This window comes from Spirosoma liriopis (assembly GCF_023196085.1).
Lineage (GTDB): Bacteria > Bacteroidota > Bacteroidia > Cytophagales > Spirosomataceae > Spirosoma > Spirosoma oryzicola.
Genome location: NZ_JALPRF010000011.1, coordinates 1 through 17,828, shown reverse-complemented (window position 1 = coordinate 17,828; position 17,828 = coordinate 1). Strand labels below are relative to the sequence as shown.

Sequence of the window (17,828 nt, the reverse complement as noted above, 5' to 3'; positions counted from 1 at the left end):
ACTAGCGATTAAGGGTCAAGTAACGGACATACCGGCGGCCATCGCTGGTGCGAATGATGTAGTAGTAGGTACCGTCTGGCAGACCATCGTCATCCGAACCTACCGTCACACCCGTGTTTGGCTTACCATTCCAGTTGTTTTGGTAGTCTTGGTTCTGATAGACCATCTGTCCCCAACGGTTATACACTTCCAGGCTAACCGTTAACCCCTGCATGCCGCGGATGACAAATACATCGTTGACACCATCACCGTTGGGCGAGAAGCCTTCGGGAATAAAGACCGCCGAATTATCCAGCGGCAGGGTCAGCGGAGTCGCTTCCCGCTCGTTATCATCCGTCGGGTTCTGGTTACCGTTAAGATCCGCGATAAGTCCATTCGTTGACACATCGTCGACCAGACCAGTTCGGTTGAATGCCTGAGCATAGACCGAGTTGAGGAACGTTGACGTGTTGCCACTGCTGGTCACGTTCACCACCACCCGAATGGTATCCACCACACCCGGTAGCAGTACACTACCCGGCTCACCAAGCACCAGTTGCGGCTGGCTATCCCCGTCAAAGTGAGGATTTACAACCAATTGGCTGCCCGTTGAGCTGGTGATCGGCGCTTTCACAACCGTATAGCGAGCGCCCGTCTGACCGTTGAAGACCTTCGTTAGCGAGTCGCTTACACTCACCTTTGTCAGCGTGTCAGGACCGAAGTTCTGCACCACGATCTGATAGGTCACGTTGTACGATCCATTCGGTTGACGAGCAGTGTCAGCTATCGCCATGGCGACGCCGATGTAGGAGCCCGTCAGAAGCTGATTCAACGATACCGGCGTGGGCAGGTTACTTGTTCTTGGATCAAGCGTGTTCGCCGGATCAGGATTGGTACCTGCTGTTGAGGTATCCGCTACCGCCCTTCCTTCCGCCGTTTGAGCCGTCGCGTACGCTGTGTTATAGAAGGTCAGCGCATCGGCATTCTTCGCATTCACCCGTACCGTAAAGCTTACCTGCCGTGATGTACCTACGGGCAGACTGCTGAGCGAATCAACCAGCATCTTGGTCACCAGACCCTGACCCGTGTAGAGCGTATCAGCCTTCAAGCCGGTATCGGTCGTCAGGTGAATGCGGTTGTCAACGATCAGCGCTCCATGCCCAAAGGTCTGCGACAGGTTGTCCACCACTTGCACGTTGTAGAGTGGTAGCTGACCCATGTTACTCAGGGTAATGGTGTAGGGAATATCGTAGATACCCGCTTGTACCAGCGCTGGTGTTCCTACTGATTTAGCCACACCTAACAACGCTGATGGCAGATCGAAACGAACACCCGTTGGCGTAGAGCCCTCTGGTTTAGGATCAAGTCCTGTGTTGGAGATGTCGGTAACGGCTTGGTTTGCCGGAGTGAGACCAACGGCCGTTGCACTAGCGTAGAACGGACCCGCTGCTCCGTTGGGCTTCACATTCACCGTGATCAGAATCGTATCCTGCACGCCTACGGCCAGACTGCTGGCTCTTGCGAGCAGGTCAGGCTGTGTATGACCGTCATAGCTTGTATTCGCCACTAACGTGCTGCCTGCCCCAACGACTGGCTTACCAACGACAGCGTACGAAGCGGGCGCGCTGAACGCACGAATCAGACTGTCACTCAGGCTTACATTCGTCAGATTTACGTTACCCACGTTTTTGACCGTCGCTTTGTACGTTACGTTGTAGCTGTTATCCGCTTGCGGCTGAATCTTGATTACCGCCAGGGCAACACCAATACCCGGTCCGGTTGGCGCGCTGACACCCAGGGTAAAGCTGGTGGCACCGGTGTTATTGACCGGATTCCCATCGTTATCTGGATCAGGATTGATACCGGCTACCGACGAATCGGCTACCGTTACACCGTGGCTCAACGCCGATACATACGCTGTGTTGTTGAACGATTTACTGGTATTACCCAGCGCCCGTTTCAGGGTCACATCGATTGTAAAGTGTTGTGATCCGCCTGGCAACAGCGACGTGGTCAGACCCGGTTGCGTATTGGTACCGGTACCGGTTGTCCAACTGAATTCGGGAACCAGCTTCGCATCGGACGCTCTGACCAAAACCTCACGAATCGTGTTGGGCGAAAAGACACGGGCCAGGTCGTCCGTTACGTGGACGTTCTGAAGCGTATCGTCCCCAAAGTTGGTAACGACAAAGCCGTATGACACCCGGATCAGCGAATCACCAACCGCACGTGGTGTACCAACAACCGCTTTAGCCAAGCCAATCACACCCGTACGGGCGGCTGAGGTATCCCGTACCGTCACGCTCGAGAAGTTATTAGCCCCATTCAAATCCTTGTTGTCCAGATACGTAACCTCGGCGGTGTTGACAATGGCTTGTCCTTTCTTAATCACATGGGCCGCGTACACCAACTGGCGGGATTCACCCACTTTTAGACTGTCGATCCGTTGTTTGATAACCCCGTTCGACACAGAATAGCTGGTGGGTGACGCATAGACTAATGACAAGCCTGCTGGCAACACATCGCGTACATCGATGTTCTTAGCCGTGTGCGGACCCGCGTTCGTCACCGTCACTGTGTAGCTCACCGGTGCACCGTTTGATACGTAGGCGGTGCTGGCCAGCTTGGTAATGCGTACATCTGTGTTGAGTGTATCAGCTGCACAGTTAAAGACTTTTACTTCAATCTTCGACGGTGCACTCAAACAGCCCGTTGGTCCTTTCTCAACCACCCAGTACGTACCCTCGCAGACCGAATCAGGACGCATCACAATATTAGACGTGTTGCATTCGCAGATGCGGTAGATGTAGCTGCTGCCTACGCTCGTCGAAGACAACCCCTTCGTCAGATCGACAATCTTGGCCGGGCACTCGTTGCGCAGATTATGCACCAGCGGTGGCGCCAGCGGAGCAGCTACCTCAACAACCACATCCGCCGACTTGACTGAGCTGCAACCACCCGCATCCAGTACTTGCACGCTGTAGCTGCCGCCTGTTTTGACGACGATACTCTGTGTGGTCGCGTTCGTGTTCCACTTGTAGCTCGTCGCTCCAGCAGGTGCCCTGAGCGTAACCGAGTCACCCGCGCAGAGCTTGGTGGATCCTAAGATCGACACCACGGGCACTGCCGAGCTTCCCTGGATCGAAAGAACCAGCTGATCCGTAGCCACTGGACAATTTGCACTGCCCGCGCTAGCCGACAAGGTTAGCGTTACGGTACCGGCCAAAATATCCCCGGCACTTGCTGTGTAGACTGCGTTCAAGGCGTACGCATTATCGAAGCTACCACTACCGCTGGTGGTCCAATGGGCTGTTTTGGCAGAGCCACCCATTTTACCCGCCAACTGGTAGGTTTTAGCCGCACAGATACTAGCATCTGCGCCCGCATCCGCTGTGGCTGGATTCTTTTCGTCACAAGGCGTTTGCTCCTGGCAGGTAGTAATCTGCACATGGATGGCTACTGGCTGACTGCTGCAACCGTTCGTCGTTTTCTCTACCACGTAATACGTTCCAGAACCGACGGCAGCTGGGTTAGCCACTGGCGTCTTCAACGTCGCGTCCGTGTAGTAAGCAAACGTACCGCCCGTTGTAACCGGCTTGCTGGTCACCGCGCTGCTTAGATCAACCGTTGTGAACGGACATGTATTGGTTTTGTCCACTACCGTTGGCGCAGCCACAGTATTCATCAGCGTAACCGTTACTGGGTTTGAGGCAGTACTGTTGCAATTGGTCGAGTTGCGGCAACGTGCGGTGTACGTCACTGTTGCCGTCGGCGTAACCGTGATTGAGCGACCGATCTGACCGGTTGACCAGATCACTTCACTCGTCGCCAGACAGCCTTCAGCGACCAAGGTCACCGGTGTGCCCGCACATATGCTGGTGTTAACCCCTGAGCCTGCCAGCGAAACTGTCGGTGCAGCGGGTGTTCCTACCGTAATCGTGTTGGCTGCCGACCAGTTGCTTTCGCACTGACCCAGCTTACACTTGACGCGGTACTCAGTTGTTGCGGTTGGCGTTACGGTCAGTACACTGCCCGTTGTGCTAGCCGGATCAGACCAGATGTACGTACCACCTGTGCAACCCGTTGCCGTTAGCGAAACCGTTTCGCTGGTGCAAATAGCCGGCGTGTTTGTCGCAATGGCTGGGATGTTTGGCGTACCTAAATGAACATCGATGCTAGCCGACTGTGCACTCGTACAGCCGTCGAGCGTGCAGGTCGCCATCAGCCACAGATCAGCATGGATCGTTTTCTTGATGCTATGACCAATCGAACCATCGCTCCAGGTAACCGTACCCCCTTCGCAACCCAGCGCTGTCAGTGTTGCTTCGGAACCGGAGCAAACGGTCAGTGATGGACCCGCCAACAGTTTCGGCGGAGCGACGTAACGTACGGCTATTTTGGCCCCCGTCAGATCCAGCGCTGCGCATACCTTCTGGTCGGTGATTAACCGTAGCAGGTCGGCACCTGTACTGATACCTGCCTGGACAGCACTCAGGTTCAGGTAGTTCTTATCAGTAGCCTGCGCTTTGTAGACCAGCGTATGGATCGTGTAATCGGCAGTCTCGGCCCCTACCGTAAAGCTTGGAGTAGCTGCCATCTGCTGAACAATCCGTTCCGTTCCTTTCGTCAGTACATACAGCACGGAGTAGCCTTCGGGTTGCAACAGTCCTCCATTCGGAGCAGCGGCAACGACAACCGTTGATGAGGTCGATGCGCAAACCGTTGGACTAACCGCTTTCAGCGTACCGGCCTGAACCACACAATCCCCTTTGTTGATGGTGATGGTCAGTGACGGATCACTTAGGCAATCGTGGAACTTACACTGAGCGTAGTAGGTCTGCGTACCTTCTGGGCGTACGACCAGGATGGCGCCTTTGTTGTTGCCGTTGATGTCGTTGGCCGACCAGATGATTTCGCCTGGGCAACCGCTGGCTGTCAACGTAACTGTACCACCTGGCTCTACCGCCGTTGCCGAAGCCGTCAGCATTGGCAACGGAACCGTCACCACCGTAATGGTATAGGTTTTCGAGCTTGGGCTGGTGCAGTTCGCATCCGAGCACTGTACGGTGTAGCCCGTCGTTACAGGTGGCGACACGACAATCGAACTAGTCGTTTCACCCGTGTTCCAGCGTGGCGTACCCGTGCAGTTCTGCACGGTTAGCGTCACCGTCTCACCCACACAAATCGAGTCCGTACTACAAACGACGGTCGGCGTCGGTGTTGATGTGACATTGATGTTGATCACGTTCGATTTGCTGCTACCGCATGCTGTACCGACTTGGCAAAGTGCGTAGTACTCATGGCTAGCCGTTGTCGGTGTCACCGTGACTACCGATCCGGTTTGGCCATCCGACCACTTGATCGTACCACCTGCACAACCCGTTGCCGTTAGCGAAACCGTTCCTCCACTGCATGTATTGGGCGAAGAAGCCGAGATCGTTGGTGGCGTACCACCCGAACTATTCACCGTCACCCGCACCTTGTTTGAAGCTGGACTTTCGCAAGCACCCTGCTTGCAGGTTGCGTAGTACTCAGCGGTCTGGGTCGGATAGATCACGACGGTGCTACCTTGCTGATTGACACCATGCCATTGGACGATACCTGTGCAACCTGTGGCCGTTAACTCGACGGCTTCACCGCTGCAAACCAGTAGTTTGCTTGCTTTCACAATCGGAGCCACTGGGTTGACAACCGTCACCTTCACCGCGTTTGACGCATTGCTCAGGCAAACATCCGTCTGGCAATAGGCCAGGTAGCTGATGGTTGCCTCTGGCTGCACGGTAATGCTGGTTCCGGTTTGACCCGTCGACCATTTTACCGTACCTCCGCAATCCGCAGCGGTCAATGTAACCTGTCCTTTTACGCAGATCGTATCCGCACTGGCCGTTATTCTCGGCGCGGTCGGTGTAATCACGTTGATGGTGACTATCGACGAGGCCTTGCTGGTACAAGCACCGTTCTTACAGTACACCCAGTACGTATTGTTGCCAGCCGTTGGTGTTACCACCAGGCTCGTACCCGTAGCGGTTGTGTGGCTCCAGACTGGCGTACCCTCGCATCCCGTAACCGTCAGGATTGCCGAACCACCGGGGCATACGCCGGTCACACTGCTTGTCAGTGTTGGCGCTGGCATATCGCTGCCCATTTCAAGGGTTTTTGTTCCTGGGCTGCTCAAACAACCACCCATCCGGCACTGCGCCGTGTAGGTTGTTCGCGTGTTCGGATTAACCACAATCGAGTTACCCTTCTGTGCTCCTTCCGACCATTCGATGGTGCCACCTGTGCAACCCGACGCGGTCAACGTTACGGACGAGCCTGGGCAGACCGTGCTGGCGCTGGCCGTAATCGTCGGTGCTTTCGGATCGAGTACGGTAATGGTAATCGCATTCGACGCACCACTCGTACAGTTAGTACCCAGCACGCAGCGAGCGGTATAGGTCGTCGTTGCACTTGGCGTAGCGAAAATCGTCGTACCGGTCTTACCATCCGACCAGATTATCGTACCGCCCGCGCAACCCGTTGCCGTCAGCGTTGTTGTTCCGCCTTTGCATAACTGGGTAATCGCGCAGGCAATCGTTGGTGGTTCTGCCGAGCAGGAACAGTTCGGATTGGCTACCGTAACGGTTTGATCCTGCCAGCAACCGCCCCCGTTGAACACCCGGACCGTATACGTCTGACCACCAGCTGCATTGGTAATAATCACACCATTGGCTGGTACAGGCTGCGTTGCCGGATTCGTTAGCGTAAAGCTATTTCCTGCGGTGACTGCGTACCGGAACGAACCAGGCGTATTATACAATCCGTTGATCGTCACTGAACCATTCGCTTGTGGCTGGTTGCCAATACAGGTTGGTGTCTGTGAAGCCAACGTATAAGCCACTCCCGTTTCTTCTTCGATGATGATCGGACAGCACGAACCGTTGGGGCATTGGCCCTGGTTGACGTGTACCGTAAACTCACCGAGCTGCGTCGCCGTATAGGTATTACTGGTTGCCGCCGAGATTAAGGTTCCGTTGCGGTACCACTGGTAGCTGCTGTAACCAGCCGGAGCCGACAGCGCTACGTTGATCGGAGCACCTTTACAAACCTTAACCGGAACCGTCGTACAAACCGTCGCTGTATCACCCGGTATAGCTACCGTGTTGTAAACGACACCCGCTTGTGTCAGGCTGGCCGAGAAAGTCAGCGTAGCCGTCGCACCGGCAGGCAAGTTATCGATTGTCCATAGGCTTGGACTACCAATCGTGTACGTACCGGTTGTGGTCGCGATTGAACCTGGCACCAGGGCTAGCCCAGCACTCATGGATTCCTGTACGAGCACATTGGTAGCCGGTACCGTTCCTTTGTTAACCAGCGTCACCGTGTACGTCACCACCTCACCTAACCGCGCATTGGTTTTGCTTACCTGTTTGCCCAGGTCTAATACCGGTTCAGGCGTTGGTGTTGGTGGGCACGTTGCTCCTGCCAGGCTGATAACCTTATCGGCACAACCTGCCAGACTCACCGTCAGACTCACCGGTCTACCCGATGGGATACCGCTGATCACTCCGTTGCTGACCGTACCCGCGCTGGCTTTCACCGACGCCCCATTCACCAACGTGTAGTTGACATGGTATGTACGGCTGCCCGTGGCGTCGCAGACTGGTGCGCTCAGGCTGATGGCCGGGTTCTCGCACTTCGGTCCTGGGCAGCTGACAGCCGTCACGTTGATCGTGTTCACGCAAGTCCCGTTGGTAGCCGTTATTGCCAGGTTCGTACCGCTCGGAATATTGATAACGGTGTTACCCGAGACCGTACCCGCGTTCACGCTCACCGTACCACCCGTTGCATCGAAGCTAACTGAATAGGTATTGTTACCTGCGCAGATCGGCTGACCCACGCTCAAGGCAGGTGTCGTGCAAGGCGGATTCGGTGGGCAGCTGGCCGGGCTGTTGACTGTCAGTGTGCTCACACAACCCGCTGATTGCATAGCCGTCACTACAACCGCCGTACCCACTGGAATACCCGTGATAGTATTGCCCGAGACCGTACCGGCATTAGCCGTCACGTTGGCCACACTACTCGAGAAGCCTACCGTGTATGTGTTACCGTTGCAGATCGGGCTTTCTACCATCAACACTGGCTTCTCACAAATTTTCTCACACGTGAAGGCTGGAACCGTGATGACCTTATCGGTACAGCCTGCCAGACTTACCGTCAGGCTCACCGGTCTACCCGAAGACAGATTACTAATCACCCCATTGCTGACCGTACCCGCGCTGGCTTTCACCGACGCCCCGTTCACCAGCGTGTAGTTGAGTTGGTAGCTACCGCTGCCTGACGCATCACAGTATGGCGCGCTCAGGCTGATGGCCGGGTTCTCGCACTGTGGTCCACCACAGCTTGGGCTGGCCACGTTGACCGTGTTCACGCAAGTCCCGTTGGTAGCCGTTATTGCCAGATTCGTGCCGCTCGGAATATTAATGACAGTGTTACCCGAGATCGTACCCGCATTCACGCTCACCGTACCACCCACGGCATTGAAGCTTACCGAGTAGCTCGTGCCGTTACAGATCGGCTGACCCACGCTCAGTGAAGGTGTCGTGCAGGGCGGAATCGTCGTGCAACTGGCGGGGCTGTTGACCGTCAGCGTGCTCACACAGCCTGCCGACTGCGTAGCCGTCACCACAACCGCCGTACCCACTGGGATACCCGTGATGCTGTTGCCCGAGACCGTACCGGCGTTGACCGTCACGTTGACCACGCTGCTAAAGTAGCTCACCGAGTAAGTGTTGCCATTGCATACGGGGCTTCCCACTGTTAACAACGGTTTTTCACATACGGCAGTACAGCTCGAAGTCACTGTTGCAATGGCAATTGCTTTGCAGCCGTTGGCATCCGTCACTGTCAAGGTGTATGCACCCGCCGTCAAGTTAGTTAAGCTGGTGGATGTTGATCCACTTGGGCTCCAGTTATAAGCGTAAGGCGCGGTACCTCCATTTACACTTACCAGACTTACACTGCCTGGCGTCGTGCAGGTAGCCGGACTTGGCTGTATCACCGCTACGATCTCCGAAGGCTGGCTGATGGTGAAGCTCTGCACGCTCTGGCAACCGCCACCGTCCCGAACCGTCACCATGTACACACCCGCGACCACACCACTCAAATCCTTGCTCGTCGCACCGTTGCTCCACACATAGCTCACCGGTGGCGTGCCCCCACTCACGTTCAGTACCACCGCGCCCGTCGCCGAGCCGTTGCACTGCACGTTGCTCACCGTGCCGCTCACTACCGGAGCTGCCGTGTTGTTGATGCTCACCACCGCGCTGCTGCTGCAGCCCGACCCGTCACCAACCACCACCGTGTAGCTGCCCGAGGCCGCATTGCTCAATGTAGCCCCCGTCGAGACCACTGCGCCACTAGCGCTGGTCCAGCGGTAGGTGTAGGAGCCGCTGCCTCCGCTCACACTCACGCTGGCCGAGCCCGTCGCGGCTCCGCAGGCCGCCGACTGGACCTGGGTGCTCAGTTGGAGCGGGTTGCTGGTGCCGATCGTCACGCTCGTCAGGCTGCTGCAGCCGCTGGCGTCGCTCACCTGCACTGTGTACACGCCCGCAGGGGCGTTCACCAGCGTGGCCCCCGTCGAGACCACCGTACCACTAGCACTGGTCCAGCGGTAGGTGTAGGAGCCGCTGCCCCCGCTCACACTCACGCTGGCCGAGCCGTTGGCCTGGCCACAGCTGGTGTTGGCGAGCACACTGGCGCTCAGACTCACTCCGCTGGTGCTGCCCACGTTGACCTCTTTGGTAGCCGTGCAGCCCTGACTGTCGGTCACCAGCACACTGTACTGACCCGGTGCCAGACCCGTCACCGCGCTGGTGCTGCCGATGCTGCTGCCACTGGCGTTGGTCCAGCGGTAGGTGTAGGGAGCTGTGCCGCTACCGGGGTTGATGTTGACCACGGCCACCCCGTTGGCCTGACCACAACTGGCCAGGGTGATGCCCACGTTTATGCCTGGCAAAGCACAAGCCGTCGTGCAGTTGGTCGGCGTGACCACCGTCGCAATGGCGATCGCTTTGCAACCGTTGGCATCCGTTACCGTCAAGGTATAATTACCGCCTGTCAGACCCGTCAGGCTGGTGGCCGTCGAGCCGCCCGGACTCCAGCGGTAGCTGTAGCTACCGCTGCCGCCACTCACGCTCACCAGACTTACACTGCCTGGCGTCGTGCAGGTAGCCGGACTTGGCTGTATCACCGCTACGATCTCCGAAGGCTGGCTGATGGTGAAGCTCTGCACGCTCTGGCAACCGCCCGCATCTCGAACTCTCACCGTGTACACGCCCGCTACTACTCCACTCAGGTCCTTGCTGGTCGAACCCGTGTTCCACTCATAGCTCACCGGGGGTGTACCACCCACCACACTCAGCACCACCGAGCCCGTCGCCGAGCCGTGGCAGAGCACGTTGCTCACCGTGCCGCTCACCACCGGAGCTGCCGTGTTGCTGATGCTCACCACCGCGCTGCTGCTACAGCCCGACCCGTCACCAACCACCACCGTGTAGCTGCCCGAAGCCGCACTGCTCAGCGCAGCACTGGTCGAGACCACACTACCGCTAGCGTTGGTCCACTGGTAGGTATACGAGCCACTGCCTCCGCTGGCGGTCACAACCGCCGAGCCGGTGGAGGCTCCACAAGCCGCTGGCTGCACCTGGCTCGAAAGCTGAACCGGGTTGCTGGTGCCAATCGTCACGCTCGTCAGGCTGCTGCAGCCCGAAGCATCCGTCACCTGTATGGTGTAGACGCCCGCGGCCAGGTTTGTCAGCGTAGCGCTGGTCGAGACCACACTGCCACTGGCGCTAGTCCACTGATAGGTATACGAACCGCTACCTCCGCTGACCTGCACGCTGGCCGAGCCGTTGGCCCCACCACAGCTGGTGTTGGTCATGCGGGCTGTCAGGGTCGGTGCGCTAGTGCTACCGATCGTTACCTCTTTGGTGGCGGTGCAGCCCTGGCTGTCGGTCACAATCACTGTGTACTGACCCGATGCCAGTCCGCTTACCGCGCTGGTGCTGCCCACACTGCTACCGCTGGCATTGGTCCACCGGTAAGTGAACGGTGCTACGCCACTACCGGGATTGACAACAACCGATGCTGATCCATTAGCCTGACCACAGGTTGCCAGCGCAACACCCGTATTTAGACCCAGTGGCAAACAAACTGGTCCGCAAAGGGTCGGCGGGGGTACTACCACCAGGCGAGCAGGGCAGTTATCCTGAATACCTGTGAGCACCGTCAATGACAAGGGTACCCCAACCGGAATTCCAGTAATACTACTGGTCGTCACGGTTGCGCCTGCATTGGCCAGCACACGAACGGTCGTTGCTACAGCCGTGTAATTTACCGAATAAGTAGTTGCTCCAGCCGTCAAACATACCGGCAGACTGAGCGAGATTTGTTCGCTCTTACACAGATCGGAACAAGCCGTCGGAGCCGTAACCCGAATTCGGGTCACGCAAGCACCATTCGTTGCACTTACCGTCACATCCGTACCGACCGGAATATTTATTACTTGATTACCCACAACGACGCCCGCACTGGCGCTGACGCTGGCGGGACTGCCAACGTTGAAGCTGACAGTGTAGGTCGTACCCAGGCAGATCGGCTGACCCACACTTAACTGGGGTTGCGTACAGGGCGAATTTATCGTGCAACTGACTGGACTTTCTACCGTTATTACATTCACGCAGCTCGTACCTACTCCAGCCGTTACGCTTACCGGCGTACCAACGGGTATACCTGAAATCATGTTACCTGAAATCTGGCCGCTGCTGGCTTTCAAACCTGAATTAGAAACACTGCTAGCGAAAACCACGCTGTAGGTCGTTCCATTACAAGTCGGATTTCCCAACGTCAGAATAGGCTGAACACAACTCGTACACAGAGCTGGGGGCACTACCACTACTTTATCCGCACAACCGGCCACACTGACCGTTAGACTCACTGGTTGGCCCGACGGAATGCCCTGAATACGACCGGCCACGACAATACCGCTGCTTACCCTTACTGTTGCTCCGGCTACCGTGGTATAGTTAACCACATAAGTCAGTCCGTTGGATTCGCAAGTCGGACCGCTTAGACTAATGGCCGGATTCTCGCATACACTCGTGCAGTTACGCGGAGACGCTACGGTGATGCTCGTTACGCAGGCCGATGACGTTATCGCACTTATGCTGATAGGTGTTCCAACGGCAATACCCGTGATCGTGTGATTGACGGTATTGAGCTGACCGACACCAGCAGGAATAACGAGTGTAGGCTGAAGACCAATCGTAGAGGTTGGAGAATCTACCGTGTAACTGACCATATAAGTACCATCACCGTTGCAGATCGGTTGACCCACCGTCAGCTTTGGCAGATCACAGCCACAGGAAACAGGTGAAGTTACAGTTTCCTCACTCACGCAGCCCGCACTGGCAGTAGCTGTTATACGCACCGCTGTTCCCAGCGGAATATCCGTAATCCGGTTTCCACTGATTGTACCCGCGTTGGCCGTCACACTGGCGACGCTACTGTAGAACGTAATGCTGTAGCGGTTGCTACCCGTGCAGGCTGGGTTACCAACCGTCAAGACTGGTCGCTCGCAAGGTATAATACAAGTAAGCGGAGGCCTCACTGGTACCACTTCTGGCGTACAGCCCGCTTTGGTGATAGTCAGACTAACTACCTGACTGAGCGGAATGCCGCTGATAACACCGTTGGAAGCGACGCCCGCGCTGACCGCTAAAATTGACCCCGCCGTCAGGGTATAGTTGACAGCGTACGTTGCCCGGCCATCCGTAGCACAGATCGGGCCACTCAAAGTGATTCCCGGATTTACGCAATCCGTACCAGGCACATCCGGTGGCGGACACAAGGTTGGTTTCGCTACAGTGATACTACTTGCACAGCTGGTATTCAGCCAGGCGCTGACCACTACGTCAACGGCGGTCGGAATATCCATCACCGTATTGCCCACTACTCGACCGGCGCTGACGCTCAGACTAGCTGGGGCTTCCAGCGTATAACTTACTGTGTAGAAACCATTACCCTGACAGATCGGCTGGCCGACGGTCAGCTGCGGCACTGGACAAGTGCAGTTAACCGGACTGGCTACCGTCTCGATATTGGTGCAGCCCTCACTGGCCGTAGCCGTTACGCGCACCGCCGTTCCCAGCGGAATGTCCGCAATGGTACCAGCAGCCAGATTGACCGTTCCCACATTCGAAGTAACACCCGTAACGCTACTAGTGAAGGTTACACTATAGCTGTTTGCTCCTGTACAGGCGGCATTACCCACCATCAGAACAGGTGTACGACATACAGCCAGACAGTTCGTTGGCGATGGCACTCGGACCATTTTAACCGTACAGCTATTAGGAGCAATAATCGTCAAACTCAATACTTGACCGAGCGGAATACCACGGATGATGCCACCGCTTACCACACCTGCACTGGCGCTAATCGACGTACCAGCCGTTACCGTGTAATTGACAACATAGGTGCTACCGTCGGCCGCACAGGCTGGTCCGCTCAACGTGATAGCCGGATTCGTACACGGCGGATCGACAGGGCAGTTGGCTCGGGTGACGGTGAGACTAGTAACAGGACAATCAAGAGCCGTGCGGGCACTGACTACCACATCAACCGTTGATGGAATGTTAGTTACTAGATTTCCTACAATCGTACCAGCACTAGCGCTCACGCTACCAGGCCCATCTAAGGTAAAGCTGACGCTGTAGCTACCATTGCCGTTACAGAGAGGCTGACCTACGCTCAACTTAGGCTGCTGGCAGGGGACAACCACTGTACATGCCGTTGGCGAAGCAACGGTTCCAATGCTAGCACAAACTGCCCCCACGCTGCTGATGGCCGTTACACTCACCGGCACACCCAGCGGGATGCCCGTGATGCGCCGGTTAGCCACATCCACCGTACCCACGCTGGCCGTGATTAGACTCGTACTGCTGTAGAGCGCTACGCTGTAGCTGGTGGTACCCGTACAGGCCGGGTTACCCAGCGTCAAGACCGGCTTCTCGCAGACTACCACGCTGCAACTGGCTGGCGAGACGGTCACCACCTTGTCCACGCAGCCATTGGTGCTGCTCACCGTCAGACTCAGCGGCACCCCCGAAGGCACCCCGCTGATCACCCCGTTGGCTGCCACACCCGCGCTGGTGCGCACCGTAGCCCCCGCCGTCAGGGTGTAGTTCACTACGTAGGTGCCCACCGCCGATGTCGAACACACCGGACCACTCAAGCTGATGGCTGGGTTCTCACACACATTCGTGCAGCTGGCCGGCGCCACCACCGTCACACTGCTGATGCAGCTGCTGCTGGTCAAGGCACTCACCACCACGTTGGTGCCTACCGGAATGTTCTCGATACTATGATTGACTACGTTAAGGTTACCTCCGCTCACGCTCAGGCTGGCTACCCCTTCCAGGGTGTAGCTCACGCTGTAGGTGCTGCCCTGGCAGATGGGCTGACCCACCGTCAGACGCGGCTGCACGCAGGGCTCTACCCCCGGCACCGTGCTGCTGCACGACACCGGCGAAGCCACCATCGATACGTTCATGCAGGCCGCACCCCCGCTGCTCAGCGCCGTCACGCTCACCGGCACGCCCAGCGGGATGCCCGTGATGCGCCGGTTAGCCACATCCACACTGCCCGCACTAGCCGTTACCAGGCTGGTGGAACTGTAAAGGGCTACGCTGTAGCTGGTGGTACCCGTGCAGGCCGGGTTACCCAGCGTCAAGACCGGCTTCTCACAAATCTCATTTAGGTAGAAGCCCGCGTCCAGGGTTGGGTTGTTCTCACCCGGAGCCAGCGTCACCGACTGGGTGCGGCCCGTGATGGGGTCGGCATCGCTGTCTTTGGTGTCGTCACCGCCCTGGTTAGCCAGCGTAGCTGTGTAACCCGAAGGGGCCGTGAAGCTCACCGAGTAAGGTACGCCCGGGGTCAGACCCGTGAAGCTGTACGCCCCCGTGGCACTGGTGGTCGTCGAAGCAATCGGTGTGTTGTTGCCGTCCAGCAGCACCACCACCACCCCGGGCAAGCCCGGCTCACCCGCATCCTGCACACCATCCTTATCCGTATCCACCCACACAAAGTCCCCTAAGCTGGCTGGCATTACGCAGTTGGCTGGTGACACCGTCACCACCTTATCCACGCAGCCATTGGCGCTGCTCACCGTCAGGCTCAGCGGCACACCCGATGGCACCCCACTGATCACCCCGTTGGCTGCTACGCCCGCGCTGGTGCGCACCGTAGCCCCCGCCGTCAGGGTGTAGTTCACTACGTAGGTGCCCACCGCCGAGCTCGAGCACACTGGGCCACTCAAGCTGATGGCCGGGTTCTCGCACACGTTCGTGCAGCTGGCCGGTGCCACTACCGTCACGCTGCTGATGCAGGTGGCGCTGTTGGCCGCGCTCACAATTACATTCACCCCAACGGGGATGTTCTCGATACTATGGTTAGCCGTGTTGATGGTACCCCCGCTCACGCTCAGGCTGGCTACCCCTTCCAGGGTGTAGCTCACGCTGTAGGTAGCCCCGTTACAGATGGGCTGACCCACCGTCAGACGCGGCTGCACGCAGGGCTCTACCCCCGGCACCGTGCTGCTGCACGACACCGGCGAAGCCACCATCGAGATGTTCATGCAGGCCGCACCCCCGCTGCTCAGCGCCGTCACGCTCACCGGCACGCCCAGCGGGATGCCCGTGATGCGCCGGTTGGCCACATCCACACTGCCCACGCTGGCCGTGATTAGACTCGTACTGCTGTAGAGCGCTACGCTGTAGCTGCCCGTACCCGTGCAGGCCGGGTTACCCAGCGTCAAGACCGGCTTCTCGCAGACTACCACGCTGCAACTGGCTGGCGAGACGGTTACGATCTTGTCGATGCAGCCGTTAGCCGTGCTCACCGTCAGACTCAGCGGCACCCCCGAAGGCACCCCGCTGATCACCCCGTTGGCTGCCACACCCGCGCTGGTGCGCACCGTAGCCCCCGCCGTCAGGGTGTAGTTCACTACGTAGGTGCCCACCGCCGAGCTCGAGCACACTGGGCCACTCAAGCTGATGGCCGGGTTCTCGCACACGTTCGTGCAGCTGGCTGGTGCCACTACCGTCACGCTGCTGATGCAGGTGGCGCTGTTGGCCGCGCTCACAATTACATTCACCCCAACGGGGATGTTCTCGATACTATGGTTAGCCGTGTTGATGGTACCCCCGCTCACGCTCAGGCTGGCTACCCCTTCCAGGGTGTAGCTCACGCTGTAGGTAGCCCCGTTACAGATGGGCTGACCCACCGTCAGACGCGGCTGCACGCAGGGCTCTACCCCCGGCACCGTGCTGCTGCACGACACCGGTGAAGCCACCATCGAGATGTTCATGCAGGCCGCACCCCCGCTGCTCAGCGCCGTCACGCTCACCGGCACGCCCAGCGGGATGCCCGTGATGCGCCGGTTGGCCACATCCACACTGCCCACGCTGGCCGTGATTAGACTCGTACTACTATACAGGGCCACGCTGTAGCTGGTGGTACCCGTACAGGCCGGGTTACCCAGCGTCAAGACCGGCTTCTCGCAGACCGGCGTTACACAGGAAGCTGGTGAGACGGTTACGATCTTGTCGATGCAGCCGTTAGCCGTGCTCACCGTCAGACTCAGCGGCACCCCCGAAGGCACCCCGCTGATCACCCCGTTGGCTGCCACACCCGCGCTGGTGCGCACCGTAGCCCCCGCCGTCAGGGTGTAGTTCACTACGTAGGTGCCCACCGCCGATGTCGAACACACCGGACCACTCAAGCTGATGGCTGGGTTCTCACACACATTCGTGCAGCTGGCCGGCGCCACCACCGTCACACTGCTGATGCAACTACCACTGGTCAAGGCACTCACCACCACGTTGGTGCCCACCGGGATATTCTCAATGCTATGGTTGACTACGTTAAGGTTACCCCCGCTCACGCTCAGGCTGGCCACCCCTTCCAGGGTGTAGCTCACGCTGTAGGTAGCCCCGTTACAGATGGGCTGACCCACCGTCAAACGCGGCTGCACGCAGGGCTCTACCCCCGGCACCGTGCTGCTGCACGACACCGGCGAAGCCACCATCGAGATGTTCATGCAGGCCGCACCCCCGCTGCTCAGCGCCGTCACGCTCACCGGCACGCCCAGCGGGATACCCGTGATGCGCCGGTTAGCCACATCCACACTGCCCACGCTGGCCGTGATTAGACTCGTACTGCTGTAGAGCGCTACGCTGTAGCTGCCCGTACCCGTGCAGGCCGGGTTACCCAGCGTCAAGACTGGCTTCTCACAGACTACCACGCTGCAACTGGCTGGCGAGACGGTCACCACCTTGTCCACGCAGCCATTGGCGCTGCTCACCGTCAGACTCAGCGGCACCCCCGAAGGTACCCCGCTGATCACCCCGTTGGCTGCCACGCCCGCGCTGACCCGTACTGTAGCCCCCGCCGTCAGGGTGTAGTTCACTACGTAGGTGCCCACCGCCGAGCTCGAGCACACTGGGCCACTCAAGCTGATGGCCGGGTTCTCGCACACGTTCGTGCAGCTGGCTGGTGCCACTACCGTCACGCTGCTGATGCAGCTGCTGCTGGTCAAGGCACTCACCACCACGTTGGTGCCTACCGGAATGTTCTCAATACTATGATTGACTACGTTAAGGTTACCCCCGCTCACGCTCAGGCTGGCCACCCCTTCCAGGGTGTAGCTCACGCTGTAGGTGCTGCCCTGGCAGATGGGCTGACCCACCGTCAAACGCGGCTGCACGCAGGGCTCTACCCCCGGCACCGTGCTGCTGCACGACACCGGCGAA

1 protein-coding gene is annotated in these 17,828 nt (G+C 58.2%); it reads right to left on the bottom strand.

Going from position 1 to position 17,828, the window contains the following annotated elements; translation table 11 throughout:
• Position 1: 1 nt before the first annotated feature.
• Positions 2–17,728, bottom strand: a complete 17,727-nt coding sequence (locus tag M0L20_RS27985) for an SdrD B-like domain-containing protein (protein ID WP_248480482.1) — start codon at positions 17,726–17,728, stop codon at positions 2–4.
• Positions 17,729–17,828 lie beyond the last annotated feature (100 nt).